Annotated in this window: 20 protein-coding genes; 15 read left to right on the plus strand and 5 right to left on the minus strand. The window is 44.2% G+C overall.

From position 1 onward, the window contains the following. Positions 1–214: 214 nt before the first annotated feature. Positions 215–454 carry a DUF2789 family protein gene (locus L0G63_RS03345; RefSeq protein ID WP_238037890.1) on the plus strand — a complete coding sequence of 80 codons (240 nt, stop codon included), beginning with the start codon at positions 215–217 and terminating at the stop codon, positions 452–454. 80 nt (positions 455–534) lie between these two features. Here L0G63_RS03345 and ribF read toward each other — a convergent pair whose 3' ends face one another. Continuing rightward, complete coding sequence (ribF, locus tag L0G63_RS03350) at positions 535–1,602, minus strand: riboflavin biosynthesis protein RibF (RefSeq protein WP_301449354.1); 1,068 nt, start codon at positions 1,600–1,602, stop codon at positions 535–537. A gap of 245 nt (positions 1,603–1,847) precedes the next feature. Between ribF and L0G63_RS03355 the strand changes: the two genes are divergently transcribed. Beyond that, on the plus strand, positions 1,848–2,459 hold the full coding sequence (locus tag L0G63_RS03355; RefSeq protein WP_301449355.1) for a GNAT family N-acetyltransferase: 612 nt from the start codon (positions 1,848–1,850) through the stop codon (positions 2,457–2,459). A gap of 9 nt (positions 2,460–2,468) precedes the next feature. Here the strand turns inward: L0G63_RS03355 and L0G63_RS03360 are convergent, their stop codons facing one another. The 3 genes from L0G63_RS03360 to ampD form a co-directional block, all read right to left on the minus strand. Further along, the gene (locus L0G63_RS03360; RefSeq protein WP_301449356.1) at positions 2,469–3,089 is read right to left on the minus strand and encodes a hypothetical protein; all 621 of its coding nucleotides are present in this window, start codon (positions 3,087–3,089) and stop codon (positions 2,469–2,471) included. Positions 3,090–3,224: 135 nt separating this feature from the next. After that, positions 3,225–4,775, minus strand: coding sequence for a murein biosynthesis integral membrane protein MurJ (gene murJ, locus L0G63_RS03365; RefSeq protein WP_301449357.1), 1,551 nt, complete (start codon positions 4,773–4,775; stop codon positions 3,225–3,227). A gap of 111 nt (positions 4,776–4,886) precedes the next feature. Continuing rightward, a complete protein-coding gene (gene ampD / locus L0G63_RS03370) occupies positions 4,887–5,510 on the minus strand; it encodes a 1,6-anhydro-N-acetylmuramyl-L-alanine amidase AmpD (protein WP_301449358.1) in 624 nt (207 codons plus the stop codon). 157 nt (positions 5,511–5,667) lie between these two features. Here ampD and L0G63_RS03375 point away from each other — a divergent pair, with 157 nt between their 5' ends. From L0G63_RS03375 to lpxC, 12 genes are all read left to right on the plus strand, one after another. Further along, positions 5,668–7,824 (plus strand): DUF4105 domain-containing protein, encoded by a 2,157-nt coding sequence (locus L0G63_RS03375; protein WP_301449359.1) that lies wholly within the window; start codon positions 5,668–5,670, stop codon positions 7,822–7,824. Positions 7,825–7,998: 174 nt separating this feature from the next. Further along, complete coding sequence (locus L0G63_RS03380) at positions 7,999–8,838, plus strand: SDR family oxidoreductase (protein ID WP_301449360.1); 840 nt, start codon at positions 7,999–8,001, stop codon at positions 8,836–8,838. Between the two features lie 73 nt (positions 8,839–8,911). Next, positions 8,912–9,910, plus strand: coding sequence for a hypothetical protein (locus L0G63_RS03385; RefSeq protein WP_301449361.1), 999 nt, complete (start codon positions 8,912–8,914; stop codon positions 9,908–9,910). Positions 9,911–9,971: 61 nt separating this feature from the next. Continuing rightward, positions 9,972–10,676, plus strand: a complete 705-nt coding sequence (pyrE, locus tag L0G63_RS03390) for an orotate phosphoribosyltransferase (RefSeq protein ID WP_301449362.1) — start codon at positions 9,972–9,974, stop codon at positions 10,674–10,676. Positions 10,677–10,740: 64 nt separating this feature from the next. Continuing rightward, complete coding sequence (gene gshB, locus L0G63_RS03395; protein WP_301449363.1) at positions 10,741–11,712, plus strand: glutathione synthase; 972 nt, start codon at positions 10,741–10,743, stop codon at positions 11,710–11,712. Between the two features lie 228 nt (positions 11,713–11,940). Further along, positions 11,941–13,026 carry an undecaprenyldiphospho-muramoylpentapeptide beta-N-acetylglucosaminyltransferase gene (gene murG / locus L0G63_RS03400; RefSeq protein ID WP_301449364.1) on the plus strand — a complete coding sequence of 362 codons (1,086 nt, stop codon included), beginning with the start codon at positions 11,941–11,943 and terminating at the stop codon, positions 13,024–13,026. A gap of 86 nt (positions 13,027–13,112) precedes the next feature. Beyond that, complete coding sequence (gene murC / locus L0G63_RS03405; protein WP_301449365.1) at positions 13,113–14,552, plus strand: UDP-N-acetylmuramate--L-alanine ligase; 1,440 nt, start codon at positions 13,113–13,115, stop codon at positions 14,550–14,552. Between the two features lie 34 nt (positions 14,553–14,586). Further along, the gene (locus L0G63_RS03410; protein ID WP_301449366.1) at positions 14,587–15,666 is read left to right on the plus strand and encodes a D-alanine--D-alanine ligase; all 1,080 of its coding nucleotides are present in this window, start codon (positions 14,587–14,589) and stop codon (positions 15,664–15,666) included. 500 nt (positions 15,667–16,166) lie between these two features. After that, complete coding sequence (locus L0G63_RS03415; RefSeq protein ID WP_301449367.1) at positions 16,167–16,961, plus strand: cell division protein FtsQ/DivIB; 795 nt, start codon at positions 16,167–16,169, stop codon at positions 16,959–16,961. Between the two features lie 123 nt (positions 16,962–17,084). Further along, a complete protein-coding gene (ftsA, locus tag L0G63_RS03420) occupies positions 17,085–18,422 on the plus strand; it encodes a cell division protein FtsA (protein ID WP_301449368.1) in 1,338 nt (445 codons plus the stop codon). Positions 18,423–18,695: 273 nt separating this feature from the next. Further along, complete coding sequence (ftsZ, locus tag L0G63_RS03425; protein ID WP_301449402.1) at positions 18,696–19,901, plus strand: cell division protein FtsZ; 1,206 nt, start codon at positions 18,696–18,698, stop codon at positions 19,899–19,901. Positions 19,902–20,200: 299 nt separating this feature from the next. Further along, positions 20,201–21,118 carry a UDP-3-O-acyl-N-acetylglucosamine deacetylase gene (gene lpxC / locus L0G63_RS03430; protein WP_301449369.1) on the plus strand — a complete coding sequence of 306 codons (918 nt, stop codon included), beginning with the start codon at positions 20,201–20,203 and terminating at the stop codon, positions 21,116–21,118. A 298-nt stretch (positions 21,119–21,416) separates the two neighbouring features. Here the strand turns inward: lpxC and L0G63_RS03435 are convergent, their stop codons facing one another. Beyond that, a complete protein-coding gene (locus tag L0G63_RS03435; RefSeq protein ID WP_301449370.1) occupies positions 21,417–21,932 on the minus strand; it encodes a hypothetical protein in 516 nt (171 codons plus the stop codon). Positions 21,933–22,176: 244 nt separating this feature from the next. Between L0G63_RS03435 and L0G63_RS03440 the strand changes: the two genes are divergently transcribed. Continuing rightward, the gene (locus L0G63_RS03440; protein ID WP_301449371.1) at positions 22,177–22,905 is read left to right on the plus strand and encodes a CHAP domain-containing protein; all 729 of its coding nucleotides are present in this window, start codon (positions 22,177–22,179) and stop codon (positions 22,903–22,905) included. The last annotated feature ends 134 nt before the right edge of the window (positions 22,906–23,039 follow it).

Below are 23,039 nucleotides of genomic sequence, written 5' to 3' on the forward strand. Positions count from 1 at the left end.
TCTATGTCAATTATGGCTATGTCTGATGCCAGCATACTTTTTAGAACACCACCAAGTAATTTATTACATCTTTCGAAATGGGAATATCTGTTTGCTATCAATACAATTGATAACGTTAGGTAAACGTTGATTAACAGCTATTCGCATAAAGCTTGCTACAATAAGTGGTCTAATTTGAATAATAATGACAGTCATACCATTTAAGGAGAAACGTATGTTGGGTGAGCCAGAATATAATATGAATGAGCTGTTCGCGCAGTTGGGACTAGACAGCTCTGATGAAGCGATTGATAAGTTTATTGCAGATAACCAGTTATCAAGTGAAGAGAAATTGATAGAAGCTGACGTTTGGACCGATAGCCAGCGCATGTTCTTACAAGAAGAATGGCAAAAAGATGCAGCATGGGTAGAAGTCATTGATGATCTAAATGTACGTATGCATCCAGATGCTTAATAGTTGATGAGATCATACCAAAAACCCCACGATAGTCTCTCTATCGTGGGGTTTTTTAGTAGCTGAGGTTGAGATATCTACTAAATTTGAGCGTCACGCCAAGCAAGGAGGTCAGTCACGTCTTGGTGAATACCCGCTTTTAAAGCCTCTAAACCATCGTAACGACGCTCACCATGCAAAAAATGCAAGAAACGTACTTGTAGGGTCAAACCGTACAAATCTGCCTGTAATTTTGGGAAATGTACTTCCAAGCGCCAATCACTACCCTTATTGACAGAGGGTCTGATGCCAATGCTGGCTGTACCGAACAAACTGTGCGGACGCAAACCTGCCACCCCCATATTGCCATCAGTAGCCAGTTTTGTTACACCATCGGGTATGACATCGCCATTCTCATCTAAGCTGACAACATCAACGGCAAAAATACCATGCAAGGCAGGTTTTATTCGCTGCAAATCAATATTGGCAGTAGGAAAGTCCATGGTACGACCAATTTGATCGCCACGAACAACCGATCCTGTAATGGTGTAGTCGCGGTCCAGCAGTATGTTGGCAGCATGAATATCACCTGCCAATAGCAAGTCACGGATGCGAGTAGAGCTAATACGTGCAGCCTTATTATTGACATCATTCAAGTGGTCGTTGTCAATATTGCTATCAGTGATGGTATGTAGGTTAGTCACATCCAAACCATAATCGCGCAAAAACTGACTATCGCCAGTACGATCATGACCGAAGCGGAAGTCGTCACCCAGCACCAGCGCTTTTACATTTAAGCGCTTGGCTAATATATCGGCAAAGGCTTGTGCTGATAATGAACGAAAATCCGTATCAAAACCTGCCACAATCAACGTCTCAACCCCATATTGTGCTAGAAGTGCTTGCTTTTCTGCCAAATTGGTTAGGCGGGCAGGGGCTTTAGCTGGCGCAAAAAACTCACGTGGTTGTGGCTCAAATATCATGACTGCTGCACCAAGGTTTTGGGCCTGCGCAATATCACGGACTTGGGCAAGCATCGCCTGATGCCCAAGGTGCACACCATCAAAATTGCCAATAGTGAGCACACAAGGGGCTAGATCTACTGCGCCATCAGTAAGAAACGCAGCTTTTGGTGATGCAATCAATTGCTCAAGAAAATAGGTTTTCATAAATGTTCAGCTATGATGAGACCAGATAAAAAACGAAAAAACACATCTATGGTCAAAATTGATGTGTCGAAAATTAGCCATTATAAAGTAAAATAGCCACACTCACACCCTATAGTCTACGGATAATGCAAGTATGAATTATTCTCTATGAGTTGAACGATTTATACTGACATTTATTATTAGTATGACGCGCTTTCACTGTTATTCTCAATACCAATAATCATGCAATCAAATATGGAGACTCTATGTCCGATGTTTCTTTAAATGTCATACCAACTGTTTTATTGGCACAGCCGCTAACGGATCAGTTTATAGTCCAGCGTGCCAGTAAGGAGGACCTAGCCCAAGTCCTAGCAATTTATAACCAAAGTGTCCCTGGCAAGCAAGCGACGGCAAATTTGGCGCTAGTGACGCTCGATGAGCGCATGGCTTGGTTTGACGAACATTTGGACAGCATGACGCGGCCCATTTACGTCGTAAAAGCTTTACCAGAAGATAAGATAGAGGTGGACAGTACAAAGTTACCAATCGTTGCATGGGGCAGCTTTAGTGATTTGTATGCGCGTACAGCCTATCACATTAGTACCGAAATCAGCATCTATTTGAGCCAAGAGTATCAGGGCAAAGGATTGGGCAGTTCGCTGACAAGCTGGATGTTAACGCAGGCACCCAGCTTAGGCATCAGAAATATCGTTGCCCTTATCTTTGCTCATAATCAGCCAAGTTTGGGACTGTTCCGTAAACTTGGCTTTGAGCAATGGGGATACATGCCAGAAGTGTGCGATATGGACGGATTTATCGCGGATGTTGTGATGCTTGGCAAAGCGGTGACATCAGAGGGCACTTCAAACAAATAAGCGAAAAACTTAGCCCAAGATTTTCCATTGACCATCAATTTTCTGTAATTGATAGGTCAGTGGTGCAGGATCGCTTTGTCCTTTAAGCATCAGCTCGCCTGTGATGGTGGCACGCGTTTTATCATCGTTGTACTTGGTGTCAGTAATAGTGACGCCATCAACCGTTTGCTGAAAGGCAGATTGGGTGTTGGCGAGCTCTTCTTCAAAATTTGCCATATCTACTCGGTAGTAGTCAGCGGCTTCTTTCACATCGCCATAGTACAAGCTATTTAGAGCTTTTTTGACCGTGTCCTCTGGTGTACCCGCTTCGGTCGGATTGGTCACTAAGCTTTTTTGGTTGGTCGAAGCGGTGACGGGATTGATGGTATCGTTATCAATGGTTGTGTCTTTAGGATCGTCTGTTATCTGAGTCGTATCGCTCGTGCTATCAATCGTCTTTTGCTCAGCCATACTTTCTTCTGATGAATCAACCACAGCGGCTTCATTTGCTGTATAGACAGACTCATTATCCACAGCTGCGGTGTCAGTCTCAGCAGATTCATTACTGTTACAACCACTAAGCAGTAGTCCCGTACTTAGTACGCCCGTTGCAAGAAAGTACGGTAAGCGTTTGAAGAGGGGCTTTTTCATTGTCATATTGAACCTCAAATATCATGTATTCGTTAATTATCAATTGTGTCAACTATCCGCATCACGCACTATCATTTCTCATATAAGGCTTGTTTTGGTTTGGTAAGCCAGTGCTATAAATCTTTGCAATATGGCCTATCCGTGTTTGAGCTGGCGAGGACGGAAACCTGTCGCTAGTAGTACCACGCTATAAACAGCCGCGCCTACGATACACATAATAATGAGTGCGATGATGCGTTGCCACTGGGCTTGATCAGTTGGGAAGTAAGGCAGTATGAGATAAAGCACACCAACCATGGAGCCAGTCGATATGGCAAACTGAGTAAACAGTTTTTTCCAGTGCGGACCAAATCTGAAAATATCGCGCTTGTGCAAAAAGTAATACAGCAAGCCTGCGTTTACGAATGCCGCGCCTGTCGTTGCCAAGGCCAAGCCACCATGTAATGGCATTTCTAAGAAATAAAATATCCCGATAAAAATGACACTGAATACCATATTGGCAATGACAGAGACGATACCGATCTTGACGGGGGTTTTTGTGTCTTGGCGCGCAAAGAAAGCCGGCGCAAAGATTTTGATCAACATAAACCCTAAGATGCCGCCCGCCATACTACGTAATGCCAGCGCACTCATTTGCGCATCACGTAAGGTAAATTCCCCTCGTAAAAACAATGACTGCATCAGCACATCTGCGAGAACGAACAGCGCAGCAGCAGCGGGTACACCGACCAAGATAATGAGCCGCGCGGCCCAATCGATGGTCTTTTTAAAGCTGACATCGTCTTTTTGTGCTTCGCTTTTTGACAGACTCGGTAATATAACGGTCCCAATTGCCACACCAATCAACCCCAGCGGCAACTCGCTCATGCGCTCAGCGGCGTAGAGCCAAGAGACTGAACCACCAATCATTAATGAGGCAAACACCGTATTTAGCAATAAGTTAATCTGAGTGACCGATACCCCAAAGATGGCGGGCAACATCAATTTTAATATACGACGAACGCCTTCGTGCTGAAAATCAATCTTGGGCGCGACCAGTAGTTTTTGCTGCCATAGCTGCGGCAGTTGTATCAAAAACTGTAGCAAACCTGCAATTGCCACGGCATAGCCAAGCGCCATAATAGGGGTATCAAACATGGGCGCAAAAATCAGCGCACCCCCAATCATACATAAGTTCAATAGGACTGGGGCAAAAGCGGGCGCGGCAAAACGGCCGTAGCTTTGCAAAATGCCACTGGCAAAAGCCGTCATAGAAATAAATAGCAGATAGGGGAAGGTCAGTCGTAGTAACTCAGCGGTGATGGCAAACTTGTCAGGTTGATCGGCAAACCCAGGGGCAAACAAGGTTACCACCCAAGGTGCAATTAAAATAACGATCACCGTCAGCATCGACAACACCAGCAGTAGTGCGCCTGAGGTGCGACTGACCAAAATCTGTACCTGCTGTAAACTGTACTTTTCTTTGTACTCAGACAGTACAGGGACAAAAGCTTGGCTAAAGGCTCCTTCAGCAAACAGTCGTCGCAAAAAGTTTGGGATTTTGAAGGCAACCAAAAAGGCATCCATCAAACCACCTGCACCAAAAACCCCTAGCAGTACCACATCACGTACCAAACCCAAAATACGTGACAACATGGTCATGCTACTGACCACCATGGTTGAACGAAATAATCGACTTTTTGCCATGTGAACCTATCTTACCAAGTTGTACACTGGTGGTGTACTGATGTGATGTGGACGAAAAACTGACGAATTATATCACTTTCATCACTGAGATAAATGGATTGGATGTGGAAATCATTTTTGCAGTGATAAAGAGTTATTTCGTAATAACCCTGCAACTAGCTCCCGCAACCTTGCCCATTCAAAATAATCACCAGGATCCGTCTTACGCCCTGGCGCAATATCACTGTGCCCTGTCAAATGTCGATGCGTTTTAGGATAGGCTTTATAAATAGCCGCAATTACCGCTGCGAGCTTCTCATATTGAGCAGAAGTGAAGGACACAAAATCTGACCCTTCAAGCTCAATGCCAATGCTATAATCATTACATTCAGGTCGGCCTAAGTAGCTAGAGCGTCCAGCGTGCCAAGCGCGTTCGTTAAAATTGACAAACTGAGTGATAGCCCCGTCACGCTCAATAAACAGGTGCGCTGACACTTCTGCGCCTTTGATTGTCTGAAAATAAGGGTGCGCATCCCAATCTAATTGATTAGTGAATAATGCTTTTACATAATGCGTGCCGCTAGAGTCGCACGCACCAAACTCATTGGGTGGTAGGCTAATATTATGAATAATGATTGCATCAATACTTAGACCTTTTGGCCTGATATTGTAGTTTGGTGAGGCCAGCCAAGTAGCGGCTGACAGCAAACCATCTGTGATTGTCATTGGCAATGTAGATAATGATGAATTGGGCATAAAGCTCTCTTTTTATAACAGTATTGGTGATGTTGTGATAGAAAGTCTATCAAAGTAGTTAGATGGTCGCAGCTTGCTTATATCATTTGAGTTTCTAGCAGAATAAACCTTCACAGCGCGAATAGCGTATAAATAATAACGTGTGAGAGCCTGCCTCATGTCTATAAAACCGATGTCTACGTCTGGAACTTATACTCTAATAACCATTGGTCAGCGAGCGCGACTGCCATTGGCGATAGCGGCGCTATTGTTTTCTGCAAACACGCAGGCATTTTTACCGACGCCTTTATTGGTCACCGAAGGAGCGCTCTCATCTGAATTATCAGATAGTACGTCACCTAGTGACGCTGAAGATGCTGTTCGCATTGAGACATCTACTCTCAGTGATACTGGAAACAATACTCAAAATAATACTGCGTCTGGGTCAGATATGGCGACAGAGCAGTTACTGGCAACATGGCGTCGACAGGCAAAAACTGACAATCTAGCACAGCATACAACATGGCGACGCTTATTGTATTTTTACGATGATCAAGGCAGCATTTTATCTAAAAAGAAAACGGAGAGTCTGGTCGATGATCCACGCTTTTTTTTGAGTGATAACGGTCAGCAGGATTCAGCCGCAGAATTAGACGCGACACTAGTCGCACTGGCAAAAGAATTCACATCGCAGACAACTGGTAATAACCAAGCAAACATTCATATAAAAACTCAAGCAAATAATAATTCCGTTCTGTGCCGTTTCCCAGCACGAGCGGCATGGCTAAAAGAAAAGTTAGCTATCGATGATGCGAGTCTATCGGCTGAGTGTCCAGAGCTGGATGAGTGGATGTCAACATTGGCACCTGAGCAGTTATCCATTGTGTTTGCTGAGGAGTATCTGGACAATCCACTCTCTGCTTTTGGACATACCTTATTGCGTATTGACTCAAAATCGAGCGTAGCAGACCCCAACCAAATCAGTCAGGCGTATGCGCTTAATTATACGGTGGACGGTGATCCAGACGATAGCTTTCCAATCTACGCGACCAAATCCATGATTGGCAGTTATGACAGTGTTATCGAGATTGATCCTTATCCCCAAAAGATCGCAAAATATCTACAAGACGATGAGCGTGATACGTGGACGTATTCATTGAATCTAACCTCAAGCGAGATGCAGCAGATTATGCGCCATGTTTGGGAGACCAAGTCGCTAAAAATGCCATATTACTTCACCACGGATAATTGTGCTTCTGAGATTCTGCGCCTGATAGACGTTATTCGTCCTCAGCAGAATTTATTGAAGCAACTGGCTTATGTGGTCGTGCCCTCTGATGTCATTCAGTTATTGAACAGTCAAAATCTTTTGGCAAATACCACTTATACCCCTGCCGACAATACGTTGCGTCAAGCTCAGCTTAATGACGCTAAGCAACAAGGCGCGCAGCTGGGCTATCATAACAACGCCAAGCAAACCTTAAATGAGATAAAATCGGCACAGCTTAATCCTGTATCAAGCCTGTCAGATGATGGACAACGGTTACGCAAACGTCAAATCGAGGTATCGGATAATAACCCAATAGATAGGCATCCACTACAGTTGGGAGTGATAGCTATCGGTCAGCGCGGTGACAATGACTATATCGATATTGGGTTTAGAGCAGGGTTTCATGATACGCTTGACCACGCGTCAGGGTATCCACAGTTTTTTAATTTAGAAGGGTTGGCTGCGACCTTACGTCTATATGACACAGATGATGATAAGCCAAATCAACCAGACAGCGTGGTCTTACAAAATGCGACTTTGATTCAGGGGCGCTCTTTTAATCCTATCAATGCTGGCAAAAAAGGCAAAACGTGGGGCGCAAGTATCGAGGCGACGCGAGTGAATGATGGCTCACAAGAGGGCGGGCGTGATCATCTGGTGGGTAGTGTGGGTTATGAGACGGGCTGGTCGTGGGCGTTTGGTACGCCAAGCAGTGGTACTGGTGAGATGCCGCCACAACTATGCTATACGTTTTTGGCCGGGACCGCGCAAGCAGGGCGCGGTATTAATAAAGGCTTTCGGGTAGGAGCAGGCGTTAATGCAGGCTGTCGTTATCAGATTAACAATCAGTTACGCGCGCAAGCTGAATTGCAATTACCATATTGGTATCATGGCAGCAGCGATGAGTCTAACGTCCGTGGTCATTACTGGCAACCCATCTCAAGCCTAGGTCTACAATACGACATTGATAAAAAACAAGCGTTACGGATCAATGCCAGCTACGACTGGCAAGAGCGCGTCGATGCGAATGAGGATATACAGCTGTCATACAGACGGTATTTTTAAGTATAGTCGAACCACTATTAAAGTGTTACAGCGTTAGACTCGTTTAGCCTACTACTGTAGTACTTGCACTCGTCTGCCTTGTACCACTTTTAATATTGATTGACTATAGAGTTATCTCTTAGCGCTGTAATCGTTGTATAAGTGGTATAAGTTGTATAAAAGGAAAGATGCTTTATGAATGCACCAAATATACTCATTATCGGGCAAGGTGACATCGGCTTGCCTGTTACCAATAAGCTGGCAAAAGACGGTTTTTCTGTGACAGGGCTGGCTCGTAGTGAGCGTGATCACTATGCATTAGTGGATAGCGCCCATTTTTTGCAAGCTGATGCGCTGACTCTGACGACCGAGCAGCTGCAACCGTTTACCCATATTGCGATTATCGTCACACCTGATGAATACTCGACCAGCGGTTATCATGACAGTTACTTAGCGATTAGTCAGCATTTGGCAACGCTTGCTGCTAATCTGGTGAACCTTGAGCGCGTCGTATTTATTTCTTCTACTGGCGTCTATGGTCAAGACAATGGCGAATGGATCGATGAATATACGACACCGATGACACCTGAGCGCGACGCATCAAAGGTCATATTGCAAGCCGAACAAGCACTGCAACAAAGCTTTGGTGATAAAGCCATCATCATTCGTCCTAGCGGCATTTATGGACGTGAGCGCCTCATGCGCGTGCGTAAAGCGCGCGAGACAAATAAAGATCTAGTACCAGCGGCGCATTGGAGCAATCGTATTATGGATCGCGACTTGGTCACTATTATCGCTAATGTATTGACGATAGACGCACCAAAGCCACTCTATCTTGCGACAGACTACAGACCTGTGACCACCTTTGAGCTTGGCGTTTGGTTGAGTGAACAAGTCGGTGAAGCCGCGCCTACTATTGATGACAAAAAGACGTCAGTGACAGGAAAGCGTTTGCATAGCAACATTCCGTTAGCTTGGCTTGAGTATGCTGATTGGCAGACAGGCTATCGTGATATTTTAGACCATCAAGCGTAGTTTTTAGCGTTAAGATCATTGTTCGGTTTGAACGTTTTTGTTCGTTTTATATGTGATAGTTTATGGAGATTTCATGACCCAGCCTTCTACTTCTGATGACCGTTTGTCTCATGCTAGTCTGGCAGCAGAAGGTAGCAAGCTCACAAAAGGCGATGCTGGGCAGTCTTCTATGCTAGCTGATTCACAGCAACCTGCGATCGTACATCCGAACTTTGATCCCAAACGATCCCCCCTTGATCCTGCCAGACCATTGAGTGATATTCCTGAGCCTGCTCGTCGCCTAGATGGTCAGCTGCGCCGGCTTTATGGTAATTCGACGCGTTTTTATCAGCCTACTGAGGCCAGCTTATCCAAATGGTCACTGATTGCGTCAGAAGCCTTGGCGGACCATCTATCGTTACTCAAGGCGGCACAGCTTGTCGAATTGCCTGATAGTTTTTATCAAAATCACAGTGATCAGCCCTTATTATCGCCATTATCAAAGATGACATTATTAGATATGTCAGATATCCAGCAGGCGATTCGTACCTATCCAAAACTCAATCGTTATGGGTTTGGCTCTGCTGATAGCGACGAGATGGCTGAGCCAAATAACAATGACAAAGTTAACGAGTCTTTAGCCTCTCTGCGCGCATTGACCAAGCGTTACAATCCTGATGAGCTACTAAGCAGTCTGTATGCCGATGATTGGCAAGTAATGTTGCAACCGCAGCAATTTGAGACAGGCGAGGGCAGTTTGGCAACGGATATTATGGCGTGTAGCGCTGCCGTTCATGCGCTAAAGCAATGCAGTACCCGCAAAAGTATCAATCATAGCTATAGCGCCGCACAAATTTGCCAGCACGTACGTAGTTATTTGCTCAGTCAGATTGTCTGTGAGCCTACGCAGCGCCATGCGTATCGTCAGATCCGAGTTTTTGCCGGTCACATTATTGTTGCGGCCTATCATTTAGGCTGGGAGATACAAGTGCGAGCAGACAATCAGAGCTATTTTAATATCTCCTCGCGCAGTGGCTTGCTGACTCGCTATGCCAATATGCAAGATTATGAGATCAATGGTTGGTCAAGCTGATCAATAATGCGTACAATAATGCAAATTTTTTGTCCCTCTTTTTGCTGATAGGAATGCCGTAATGCCTCATGTACAACGCCCGCAAGATCCAATGTTTTCATCTCATCAATTTATTCAATTGGCTTTAGACAACCAAGTCCTCAAATTTGGCGAGTTTGTTCTCAAATCTGGGCGTATCAGTCCATATTTTTTTAATGCAGGGTTACTTGCCACGGGTGAGATGTTGTCATTGCTAGCACGTGGTTACGCTGATGCCTTGGCTGAGCAAATGAGTACGGAAAATAATGGCACAGATCAGCAAGAGCTGGTCATTTTCGGTGCGGCTTATAAAGGTATTCCTTTTGTCGCAGCGACCGCGCAAGCGTTATGGCTACATCATGGCATCAATGCAAAATGGGGTTACAATCGTAAAGAAGCCAAAACCCACGGTGAAGGGGGCAATTTGGTCGGTGCTGACGTAAGTGGCAAGGCTGTTTGGGTGCTTGACGATGTCATCACAGCAGGCACAGCGATGCGTGAAGTGGTCGAGATTTTAGAGCAAGCAGGGGCAAGTGTTGCTGGGATTATCGTCGCGCTTGATCGCAAAGAAAAAGGCCAAGCTGAGCATTCTGCTATCCAAGAGCTTGCAGCAACACTAGCAGTACCAGTACGGGCATTGGTCGATATCGATGATTTGATCAGCTATTTGGCAGACGAAAATAGCCAATATAAAGACGCGACCCAGTTAGCCAAAATGCAACATTACCGTGAGCAGTACGGCGTATAGTTAGGCACTGAGCCTGTTTTATACCAATAATATAACGTAAGTGAGCCCTACTATGAGTCAAACAATGAGCCAACAAAACCAAGAAAAATCGCTAAAAATACTCGTCATTATGGATCCTATCGAGCGGGTCAATTATAAAAAAGACACCAGTCTCGCTATGATGTGGGCCGCTCAAGACCGTGGTCATCAGCTTGGTTACTGTCAGATTCATGACTTGTGGTTGGACCGTGGACAATTAATGGTCGATACTCAGCCGCTTACGGTGAAGCGTGATCCTGCAGATTTTTATACACTGGGTGATAAAACGACAGGCTCAGTTGCTGACTATGACGTGATTTTGATGCGCAAAGACCCACCGTTTGATATGCGCTTTATTTATGCCACTTATATGCTTGATCATGCCAAAGCAGCAGGCGTGCTCGTGGTCAATGATCCGCAAGCCATCCGTGATTGTAATGAGAAATTATTTGCGACGTGGTTTAGTGAGTATATGAGCCCAACGATTGTGACCAGCAAACAGGCTCACATTCGCAAGTTTATCGCTGAGCATCAAGATGTCATTGTCAAACCGCTAGATGGCATGGGCGGCACGGGTATTTTCCGTCTGACTGCGGATAGCCCAAATATTGGGGCGACGCTTGAGATGCTCACAGAGCTTGAAACCTTGCCAATTATGGCGCAGCGTTATTTGCCAGAGATCGTCGATGGCGATAAGCGCGTACTTATCGTTGATGGCGTTGTGGTCGACTATAGCTTGGCGCGTATACCGAGCAAAGGCGAGACGCGTGGCAACCTTGCCGCAGGTGGTCGCGGCGTTGCCATGCCATTGACTGATATCGAACGCCAAGTGGCAGAAGTTGTGGCACCAATTGTCAAAGAAAAAGGTCTGATGTTCGTGGGTTTGGACTTGATTGGCGGGCGTATTACTGAGATTAATGTTACCAGTCCTACCTGTGTGCGCGAGATTGATGATCAGTGCGGTACCGATATCGCGACAGACTTTATCATGGCAATTGAGAATAAATTGACCATATAGCCAGTTGAGTCGTATTGTTTTTTATAGTGGTTTTTGAGTGGTAAGTAATGCCAAGTCGTGCCAGATCATGGCTTGGTTTTTTTATGGTTTTCGCTACATAAAGTGCTGTATATAAGATGAGGGTTTCCTCTATACTATGCGGGCTCTAAAAGTGTCGTTTTTTGGCTCATGACATGACAGTAGTGGGACAACCCTTCATATCAGTAAAGTAAAGATAGGCAGATCTGCATGAAAACACCGCATATATTGATGATGGCAGCTGGTACTGGTGGGCATGTTTTCCCAGCGCTTGCAGTCAGTGACGAGCTGACCAAACGCGGTGCAGTGATTCATTGGCTTGGAACACCAAATGGCATGGAAAACGGTTTGGTTGAGCCGACTGGCTATCCGTTTCATGCTATTAATATGCAAGGACTGCGCGGTAAAGGTGTGGGGCGACTGTTGAAGCTGCCAGTCACTTTACTGTCAGCGACGATGGCTGCGGTGAAAGTGATTCGCAGTAACCAGATCGATGTGGTCGTTGGGTTCGGTGGCTACGTGAGTGCGCCTGGTGGACTCGCTGCGCGCTTGACCAATACACCATTGATTATTCATGAGCAAAACGCCATCGCTGGCATGAGTAATCGCTATCTATCAAAGTTGTCTACCAAAGTATTACAAGCCTTTGAGAACACTTTTGCCAATAGTGAGCAAGATGCCAAGCTTGAAACAGTTGGCAATCCTGTGCGTAACGCTATCACTGGAGTTACAGAGCCAACAACGCGCTACGATATGAGTGACCGCTCACCGCTTAAACTTTTAGTCGTTGGCGGCTCACTTGGTGCTCAAGTATTGAATGAGACCGTGCCAAAAGCGTTGGCGTTACTCAACCAGCCATTTGAAGTGCTGCACCAGTGTGGACGCAATAACGAAGCCGCTACTCAATCGGCTTATAGCGAACAAGATTTAAGCAAGCACCAGTTTACGGTACAGCCATTTATTGATGATATGGCTGCAGCTTATAACTGGGCAGACATCATTGTTTGCCGTGCAGGTGCGTTGACGGTGACTGAAATCCAAAATGTCGGGATTGCCGCTATTTTTGTACCGCTACCACATGCCGTTGATGATCATCAAACGGCGAATGCGCGCACCCTGACTGATCATGAGGCGGCGATATTGTTACCGCAGCCTGAGCTAACGGCCAAACGTTTAAGCGATGAGCTTAGCGTACTCAATCGAGATAAGTGCCTTAAGATGGCCAAAAAAGGTCATGCACTAGCCAATCGGAGTGCGAGTAAACAAGTGGCTGATATTATTTGGCAAGCCTTATAGTTTCGGCTTTTGCCACTCGTTCTTTTTTACTGATCATATTTTACTGTCCTTCAATTTTTATTATCCCTTAATAAAGAGAAAATTTTATGTCTACCTCTGCCAAAGCCCTACCTAAGCGTTTGATTGAAATACCAGAGATGCGCCGTATCCAGCATTTACATTTTATTGGTATTGGTGGCTCAGGCATGTGCGGTATCGCTGAGGTAATGAACAACCAAGGCTATCAGGTCAGTGGTTCTGATATTGCAGAAAGTTTGGTGACCAAGCGTCTACAACAGATTGGCATCGAGATATCCATCGGCCATGATTCCAAAAACATTGCCAACGCCGACGTGATCGTCGTTTCATCAGCGATTGACCGTAGCAATCCTGAGGTCAAAGCCGCGCTTGAAGCTCGCCTACCAGTCGTACGCCGCGCCGATATGCTTGGCGAGTTGATGCGCTATCGTCATGGTATCGCGGTTGCAGGCGCTCATGGTAAGACCACGACGACCAGTCTGCTGACGACGATGATGGCAGAGGGGCAATTGGATCCCACGTATGTGATCGGCGGTAAACTAAACGCTTCTGGTAAAAATGCAGCGCTAGGTAGTAGCCGTTTTTTGGTAGCAGAAGCGGATGAGTCTGATGCGTCATTTTTGTCACTACATCCGATGGCCGCGATTGTGACCAATATCGACCAAGATCACATGGAAACCTATGAGAACAGCTTCGATAAGTTAAAAGCTGCTTATATTCAGTTTTTGCAAAACATGCCGTTTTACGGGTTGGCCGTGGTATGCGGTGATGATCCTGAACTGTATGCGATGATTGATGATATTGGTCGCCCAGTATTGACCTTTGGCCTTGAGCCTTTTAATGATGTACAAGCCGTCGACTTGGTATCAGAGGGAACTAAGACGCACTTTACCGTATTGCGCCGTGACCGTGAACCGCTGCGTCTGACATTGAACATACCTGGTACGCATAATGTCTACAATGCACTGGCAGCCATCACCATGGCCACGGATGAAGGCGTAGATGACGCAGCGATTGAGCGTGCCCTACAGAAGTTTGCAGGGGTCGGCCGCCGATTTGAGCAGCTTGCTTCTGTCGATATCGATGATGGCAATGTCTTGTTGATTGATGATTATGGTCATCATCCAAAAGAAGTAGACGCTACGATCAAAGCGGCTCGCCAAAGCTTCCCTGATCGCCGTTTGGTCATGCTATTCCAGCCGCATCGTTATAGCCGTACCCGTGATTGTTATGACGATTTTGTCGACGTACTATCAAGTGTTGATGAGCTGCTACTATTGGATGTATATTCAGCAGGGGAGAGTCCGATTGCAGGGGCTGATACCAAATCGTTGGCACGCAGTATCCGTTTGCGCGGTGAAGTTGAACCGACGATTATTGATAAAGACAATCTTGCGCCAGTTATGCAGCGTTTATTAAAAGCCAATGACATGCTTATCACCCAAGGTGCGGGTAATGTAGGGCAGGTTGCTGTTGATTTGGCAGCCAATAACCTTTACATCAAGTAAGCTACCACCAAGCTCAAATTTAGGAACCATCTTCATGACAACGAATAGTAAAGATAATCCAGAGCAAAAAAGCCAAGCAATTACCAATCCAGAGCCAGCGTTAGTCGCGGCTGCCCAAGCAAAAAAAAATAAGAGTGAGGCGAGCGGTGAGTCAAATAATATAGACAACGAGACGTCTATCAATGCACCAACTAGTTATGTCACAGACGCGAGTCAGTTCGGCAGGGTCGCTGTGGTCTATGGTGGTAGTAGTAATGAGCGCAGCGTGTCTTTGGATAGTGGGGCGGCCGTCTTGCAAGCGCTACAAAATCAAGGTGTCGATGCCACTCATTTTGACCCCAAGTACCAAGATATTACTGAGCTGCGTGAATATGACCGTGTGTTCAATGTTTTGCACGGTCGCGGCGGCGAAGATGGGTTGCTACAAGGTGTACTACAGTGGTTTGATATACCGCAGACAGGCTCAGGTATTTTGGCATCAGCGCTTGGCATGGACAAAGTGCGTACCAAACAGCTCTGGCAAGGTTGCGGCTTGTCAACGGCACCGTTTTCATTATTGACGGCAGACACTGACTGGCAGCAAGTGGTCAATATGCTAGGACTGCCGCTTATCATCAAGCCTGTTCACGAAGGTTCAAGTATTGGCATGACCAAGGTCAATCATCTCGATGAATTGCCTGCGGCCTATGCTACTGCCGTACAGTGTGGCGACGCGGTGATGGCTGAGCGCTGGATTACTGGACGTGAGTTTACGATCGTGATTATCGATGATGAGGCTTATCCTGTTATTCGTCTTGAGCCTGCAGATATCACCAATTTCTATGATTTTGAAGCCAAGTACAATCGTAACGATACCAGCTACTATATTCCTTGTGGATTGAGTGCTGCTGATGAGAAGCATCTGCAAGAGTTAAGTCTGGCGGCATTTCGTGCAGTAGATGCAAAAGGCTGGGGACGTATTGATGCCATGCAGGACGAAGCTGGCAATTTTTGGTTACTTGAGATCAATACTGTGCCCGGTATGACCAGTCATAGCCTAGTGCCGATGGCAGCCAAAGCGCGAGGCATGGACTTTGATGTCTTATGCTGGCACATATTATCGCAGACTGTATAATTTTTGATGCAGTCAATCTGGTTGCCATGATTATTTTTTGACACAAATATCATAAGACACAACCTCACTAAATAGCGTCATTAAAGCAATGGCTGAAAATCCATTTATAGACGCATGCTTATAATCTTTTTAGCCAGTTAATGATAGCGATAAAAAGTCGTTAATGTGTCGCTAGAGCTGCTATAACACAGCTTCATGTAAACTTGTGTAAATTCAAGGCTACGAGTGAGGGTTGCGCTATTGTTTGACTATAAAATACGTTAATATTGTAAGAACAGTCTTGTTTTAGTAAGATTGGCATTTTTTGGAAAGTGGATCGGTAAGTTCTTCATAACCTAAGAAAAATGTTACGTTTAAATAAGAATAATTAAAGGTCATCAATCGTTTTATTGATAGTTTTTGATAATATATTGCCTCAATCGGTTTCTGCACATTATGTGCAGGTTTACATCAATAATGTGCATGATCAGTTTTATGCAAATATAGGGACAAAGGTCGTTATGGCTCAAACTGTCAACGAGGTAACTGACTTGATGAGTGATAAAGCCGGTCGCCCAGCATCTAAATTCCAAGTACCGTCTTCGGTCAAATATCTTTTTATGATATTGGTATTAGGATTGCTCGTGTTGATACTGATAATGGGCGGTAAAGCGTTACGTGATGCACCGCCAGCTGAGATCCATGTTAGTAACCAAGGATTATCTACTGCTCAATACAACTCGTTGCAGGCAGTGATGGATCAGCAAAAGGTGAGTAGCTTTTTTACTTCTGATTTACAAGCCTTGAGAGATATTACGACAGGCTTGGCTTGGGTTGACCAAGTGAGCATCTCACGAGATTGGCAACGTGGTATTGTAGTCACCGCCTTACCTAAGCAAGCAGTGGCTAATTTTGGGACAGAGCGCTTAGTTGATGCCAAAGGCTCTGTGTTTGTACCTGCTGATAGTAACGATTTAACGCAAGATCGCTTTGCTACATTGCAAGGTGAAATGGCTCAAGCGCCAGTCATTATGCAGCAAATGCAGCAAGTTAACGATTGGTATGCGCCACTTGATATGCAAGTTGAAGACATCATTTTATCACCCAGAATGACTTGGCTGATTCGTTTTGATAATGGACTGCGTGTTATTGTTGATAATGAAAACACGGCACAAAAATTACTGAATCTAAGCCAGTTATTGGGAAATCAATTGAGCGGACGCCGAGGTGAAATACAGTCGGTAGATTTGCGTTACAAAAACGGTTTTACGATTGCGTGGGATATGTCAGCGCCAAAAACTGATGAGCATGAATGATTTAAGCAATCGTAGGTAGTAGTAAATGAAATAGTGCTTGAGTCAAAACGATTTGCTCAAGATGAATAGTATATGTACAACATCATAGCGTATTAATAACGCTTTTTTTAATGATTCAATAGGGTGGCAGTATCTGCTCTCCTATTTAGTAATAATTTGTCTGGTACCATGAAATATAACGAAAATTTGGTTGTTGTCCATCTAAGTGCCACGGCAGTATATGTCGTTATTGGCAACGTCGTCTCTGCAAAAGACATTCGTATTTTAGGTGTGGGACAAGTTAAGAATAGTGATTTTTATCAAGGCCAAATCAAGCATCGTGAACGTCTACAAGGTGCTATCAAGCAAGCCATACAAGAAGCAGAAGACACTGCTAACTGCCGTGTTCATAGCGTGTGGTTGACCCTAGCGACCCCCGAGCTCTCTAGCAAGAACAGTGCTGGAGAAGTAAACGTTGAGGACGAGGTCGTAAGTGCCAAAGACATGGTGCAGGCATTATCCAATGCAAAATCGCGTGACCTACCCTCTGATTATTATTTGATGCACTGCTGCCAGCAAGGCATCTATATTGATGATCAGGATTTCATGGTTGATGATGTCATTGAGATGATGGCGCATAACATCACTGTGATGTACCACATGATGATGATGCCAGTTGCTAGCCGCCAAAATATTCAAAAACTATTACAAAGCTGCGATGTCGGTATTGACCATATCGTATTTGATGCAGTGACCAGTGCTGAATATAGTTTAATGACTGAAGAGCGCCAGCAAGGCGTATGCTTGGTAGACATTGGTGCTAGTACGACCAGTATCTGTGTCTATAAAGAAAATAAATTGATTTTTACGCACTGTATTGCTACTGGTAGCCACGAGGTCACCATGGATATCTCAGCTGATTTTGGTATATCGATGATTGAAGCTGAAAAGCTGAAAAAATCTCATGGGACCGCTGATGCCAATAGCGTGGATCCAAGCTCGTTTTTCCTGTTTAAGCCCCATGGGTCGGGTGATGAAATCAATATTGGTATCTACAATTTAGCGCGCATCATTGAAGCGCGTTATGTGCAGATATTCACTGAAGTGGCTCGTCAATTACATGAGGCTGGTTTGATAGGTTACATTGACAAAGGTATCGTGCTGACAGGTGGCGGCAGTACTATCAAAGGTATGATACCGTTTGCTAAACGATTGCTAAAAATGCCAGTGGTATTGACCAATACGCACCCTGCTATCAGTGCTTACAATCATTTTGATAATGATGATTCGTTTAAGCAGCTTAATAGTCAGGTCAATGATCGGGCTTATCAAACGGCCTTTGGGACGCTATTGTATAGTCAAAGTGAGCAGTTTCGCCGCAGTGAAAAAAGCGAGCCTGATGCGATTCAGACCAATCGCGTGACAGGTGTCTTTCAAAGCGCAGGCAAACGTTTTGCTGATGTATTGAAAAAAATATTGTAGACGATTTACGCATTAACACAGATACGGCGCAAGCATTTTGCAAGATGCATTTGAGATAGGCAAGAGACATCTGTAACTATATTAAGCGTAATGCGCTAAACAAGAAAAGTGACACTTTAAGCGGTAATGACATATGATTGTCTACGCTGAATTATTTGATCCATAGCCCTGTTTTATTTAAATACATTTATATATAGTATGTCGATAGCGCACCGCATGAGTGCGTTACTACGTATCGATCTACACGCTATCTGCAACTGGAGAATCTTTTTTATGTCAAAATACACCATGCCAGATGATAACCAGCTTCAAAACAACGGCCAAGCGAGCTTCACTGTATTCGGTGTTGGCGGCGGCGGCGGTAATGCGGTTGAACATATGGTACAGCAAGGAATTAGAGGTGTAACGTTCGTCTGTGCTAATACAGATAAGCAAGCGCTAGATCGTCTAACGGCACCGCACAAGCTACAACTTGGTGCAAAAACAAACCGTGGTCTAGGGGCGGGTGCAAATCCAGAAGTGGGTCGTGAAGCTGCAGAAAGCGAAGAAGAAGCCATCCGGGGGTTGCTTGAACACTCAGATATGGTCTTTATTACTGCTGGTATGGGTGGCGGTACGGGTACTGGTGCAGCGCCTGTGGTTGCACGTATTGCCAAAGAAATGGAAGTCTTGACGGTTGCTGTTGTGACCACACCATTTAAGTTTGAAGGTGGCAAACGCATCAAAGCGGCTAAAGCAGGTATCGAGCAGCTTACTAATTTCGTTGATTCGATTATCACGATTCCAAACGACAAGCTTATGAGCGTATACGGCAACATCTCTATGCAAGACGCTTTCAAAAAAGCAGATGATGTGTTGCTACATGCAGTTCAAGGTATTGCAGAGACAATCGCCAGCGAAGGTATGATCAACATTGATTTTAATGATATCCGTACCGCGATGACTGCTAAAGGTCATGCAATGATGGGTATCGGCCGTGCAAGTGGTGATGATCGTGCGCGTCAAGCCACCGAAAAAGCCATCAGATCACCATTGCTTGATGATTTGCGTTTAGAGAATGCCAAAGGCTTACTAGTGAACGTGATCTCTTCTGAGTCACTATCACTGGATGAGATGAGTAAAATCAGTATTATAGTCGAAGAGATTACGGATATTGACGATGCTCATATTTTCTATGGTTCTGTGATTGATGAAAAAATGGGTGACGATCTGCATGTGACCGTTATTGCAACGGGTCTGACATTAGATGAAAATGCAGGTCAAGAGCCAGAAGTAGTGGAGCAGCCGGTTCCTTCTGTGAATAGTACACAACCTGTTGACCCTAATGTACATACCAGTGCATTAAATAGTCAGAAGAAATCACAAGCTCAACTGCATCAAGATAACGTTAATACTGCACGTCCAAGCGCGCCTCAAGAGCAGACAAAAACTAAAACCAATAGCATTCAAGACTATCTGAAGCGTCAACAGAACAAATAGTTTTTTAATATTAAATTAAAAAAAAGCCAGCGCTCAAACGCTGGCTTTTTTGTGCCTATCGAAAATTTTCTCATCGAAAGTTAGGTGAGTAACCTCATCCACAAGGCAAAAGTGTGTCTAAATATGACATTTTTTAGGCAATAATCACTATAAGAAAGCGTCAAAATAAATGAAAAGGTCATGACGATAAGTGTTATCAATCAAGGAGATAAGCAAACTAATACTTTTTATTTGTAGCAAATAAAGGTAAGGTAATGGTACACTATGTCAATTGTAACAAAATATGTGAGAAAACAGACATGAACCAAAGAACTATAAAGACAGCGATAGCCGTTACAGGTACTGGTCTCCATAGTGGTCAACCTGTTGACTTAGAGTTTCATCCGCAGCCAGTAGATACTGGTATTGTTTTCGAGCGCTCTGATATTGTAGGCAGCGAGCCTATCCCTGCGAGTGCTTTTTTGGTGCAGGATACAATGATGTCATCAAACTTGGTATTTGGTGGCACAAGAGTAGGTACAGTGGAGCATTTGCTAAGTGCAATTGCTGGACTTGGTGTAGACAATTTATTGATTCGTGTGTCTGCCTCAGAAATACCGATCATGGACGGCAGTGCTGCACCATTTGTGGCTTTATTACTCGATGCAGGATTCTGTGAGCAAGAGGCGCTCAAAAAATTCATCAAGATTGTCCGTCCAATCCGTGTAAAAGTAGACGATAAGTGGGCAGAGCTGCGCCCTTATGACGGCTTTGAATTAAATTTTGAGATTGATTTTGATCATCCTGCTATAGATAAGAATTTCCAGCATGCTCAGCTACAGTTCTCTACTCAGAACTTTATCGAGCAATTGAGCGAAGCGCGCACATTTGGTTTTTTACGCGATATAGAGGCATTACGCCAAAACAATCTGGCCTTGGGTGGTAGTATGGACAATGCTATCGTCATTGACGATATGAGCGTGTTAAACGAAGAAGGCTTGCGCTTCAATGATGAGTTTGTCCGCCATAAAATTTTGGATGCCTTAGGGGATCTATATTTGATTGGCTATCCTATCGTTGGTCGTTTCAACGCTTATAAATCTGGTCATGCATTAAACAATTTATTAGTTCGTGAGATATTGTCTGACGAGAATAACTTTGAAATTGTAACTTTTGATGACAATGTAACTTGCCCAATTGAGTATTTGCCATTGAATGGTTTGGCAGTTGAAGGATAAATACAGGAGTATACACGAAGTATCGAAACATTTACGCAATATTACATAGTGACGCTATAATTACATTTTTATAATATTCTATATTTTGAATATAAAGTATATATAGCTTTTTGAATTTTGTTCTAAGGCAGAACAGATAAAAGATACAGATGATTTTTTGATCATCTACTGTTTCCCCTCAATTTATGAATGGAGACAGTAGATGATTTTTTTTGTGTGTGACATTACAAAAACGCAGCGTTATCAAGTTTATTATAAGTTTTTATTTACATAACTTTACATTGTAATATCTGTATTTTTAGTTATTCACTAAGCGTAAAAGGGCTTTTTTTAGATTTTCATCAGTGGTGACATGCTCTGCAGCCTGTGATATAGTCCGTTTTGTGTTTTGGCTAAGAGCCTGATTTTCATTGGCTTTACAAGGTTTCGATAAGTTTGCCGATAACGCTAATGATTGTTTAGATGAATGATTATTAGCAGATGTTTTAGTTACTACAACGCGAATTTGCTTGAGTTGTTTAAATGTAATCGACTGCTCTGTTAGTACTTGCAAGTACGCATTCTGTAAATAACGAACATGGTTGGCCGCCGTCATTGAGCCCACACTGAGTATCAACTGCTCAGATGTTAAGCCTACGACCCAGCAGGTATTGAGGATTTCCTCAGGTAGACAGTCTACCAGTAGCTCTTTTACCTCATTGGTCGCTTTTAGATATAGCCGCATGTTATCAGCAAGAGTTTTAGGTAGAGCACTACCAGCAAAAGCTTGATGATCTATAAGCTGGGCAAGCCGATTAGGCTGTTTTTTTGACATCGTGATGACTCATCTATTAGGTGACAAACTCGATATGTAGAATAGACATGCTAAAAGCGATATATAGCAAAATTTTATGAGGTAGTTGACTAAACGGGTGGTGATACTGGTGTTAGTCACTATAAAAGAACGAGCTGTTGTGATAAGGATTTTATCATGTTTTTTAATGATTATATCCTCTAAATTAATTGATGTTTCGTCACGGATGACGAGCAGACTTGTATTAACAATAGGTAGTAAATTTATGAAACAAGCTTTATTAATTTTGTCAGTATTGGGAATGGGTATCGCACAGACGAGTGGTGCTGCCGAAACAACCTTTCAACCAAATAATACCTTGAGTTATACCATCACAAATATCTCTACTTCTGCGAACTATGGTTCTAGTCGCAACATCTACAGCACTAACAGTGGTGCTCATGTATATAGCAACGATGAGATCAGTCAAGCCATTGACAACCTAAGCGCTCATGCTAAACAAAAAGAATATCAGCTTGCGTCACTCACTAGCCGTTTGTCATATGAGCAGCGTCAACAGCAAGCAAGTCGTGTCCCTGATCGCAATTCTGCTCCTGCTATCGCAGCGGCAAACGCATCACGAGTCGCACTATCTAGAAGTTCTGGCTACTGTGCTCGCTATGTACGTAAAGCACTACAGTCAGCAGGTTACGAATTTACGCCTAATCCTTCAGCTTATCAATATGCCTCTCGTGGCACACTAGCCCAAGCAGGCTTTACCAAAATCAGTAACGATATGGAACCTCAAGTTGGTGACGTCGTTGTCTATAACCGCACATCAAGCCGTCCACATGGTCATATTCAGATTTTTGATGGCAATGACTGGGTATCTGATTTCCGTCAAAACAGCATTAGCCCATATAGCGGTAACTACAGCTATACCACATGGCGTGACTCGCAGTATGTTGATGATGCATCAGACCGTGGTATCTACCTTGCAATGGCTGATAAATAAGTATCAGTTAAACGAATTAAAAGTTTTCTCCAAACTCAGTAATGCTCTTTATGACATTGCTGGGTTTTTTTTGTGCTTTGAATCAGGCGATCTGATGATAATTACAGTCAAACTTAATATGGTAATCGTTATGC

Source organism: Psychrobacter sp., assembly GCF_030454045.1.
Lineage (GTDB): Bacteria > Pseudomonadota > Gammaproteobacteria > Pseudomonadales > Moraxellaceae > Psychrobacter.

Coding starts and splice junctions, on each gene's coding strand:
- L0G63_RS03360 (WP_301449356.1), bottom strand. CDS start 3,089: ATGAAAAAGCCCCTCTTCAAACGCTTACCGTACTTTCTTGCAACGGGC.
- L0G63_RS03435 (WP_301449370.1), bottom strand. CDS start 21,932: ATGTCAAAAAAACAGCCTAATCGGCTTGCCCAGCTTATAGATCATCAA.
- ftsZ (WP_301449402.1), top strand. CDS start 18,696: ATGTCAAAATACACCATGCCAGATGATAACCAGCTTCAAAACAACGGC.
- L0G63_RS03345 (WP_238037890.1), top strand. CDS start 215: ATGTTGGGTGAGCCAGAATATAATATGAATGAGCTGTTCGCGCAGTTG.
- L0G63_RS03410 (WP_301449366.1), top strand. CDS start 14,587: ATGACAACGAATAGTAAAGATAATCCAGAGCAAAAAAGCCAAGCAATT.
- murC (WP_301449365.1), top strand. CDS start 13,113: ATGTCTACCTCTGCCAAAGCCCTACCTAAGCGTTTGATTGAAATACCA.
- murJ (WP_301449357.1), bottom strand. CDS start 4,775: ATGGCAAAAAGTCGATTATTTCGTTCAACCATGGTGGTCAGTAGCATG.
- ampD (WP_301449358.1), bottom strand. CDS start 5,510: ATGCCCAATTCATCATTATCTACATTGCCAATGACAATCACAGATGGT.
- L0G63_RS03380 (WP_301449360.1), top strand. CDS start 7,999: ATGAATGCACCAAATATACTCATTATCGGGCAAGGTGACATCGGCTTG.
- lpxC (WP_301449369.1), top strand. CDS start 20,201: ATGAACCAAAGAACTATAAAGACAGCGATAGCCGTTACAGGTACTGGT.
- L0G63_RS03355 (WP_301449355.1), top strand. CDS start 1,848: ATGTCCGATGTTTCTTTAAATGTCATACCAACTGTTTTATTGGCACAG.
- gshB (WP_301449363.1), top strand. CDS start 10,741: ATGAGCCAACAAAACCAAGAAAAATCGCTAAAAATACTCGTCATTATG.
- pyrE (WP_301449362.1), top strand. CDS start 9,972: ATGCCTCATGTACAACGCCCGCAAGATCCAATGTTTTCATCTCATCAA.
- L0G63_RS03375 (WP_301449359.1), top strand. CDS start 5,668: ATGTCTATAAAACCGATGTCTACGTCTGGAACTTATACTCTAATAACC.
- L0G63_RS03440 (WP_301449371.1), top strand. CDS start 22,177: ATGAAACAAGCTTTATTAATTTTGTCAGTATTGGGAATGGGTATCGCA.
- L0G63_RS03415 (WP_301449367.1), top strand. CDS start 16,167: ATGGCTCAAACTGTCAACGAGGTAACTGACTTGATGAGTGATAAAGCC.
- L0G63_RS03385 (WP_301449361.1), top strand. CDS start 8,912: ATGACCCAGCCTTCTACTTCTGATGACCGTTTGTCTCATGCTAGTCTG.
- ribF (WP_301449354.1), bottom strand. CDS start 1,602: ATGAAAACCTATTTTCTTGAGCAATTGATTGCATCACCAAAAGCTGCG.
- murG (WP_301449364.1), top strand. CDS start 11,941: ATGAAAACACCGCATATATTGATGATGGCAGCTGGTACTGGTGGGCAT.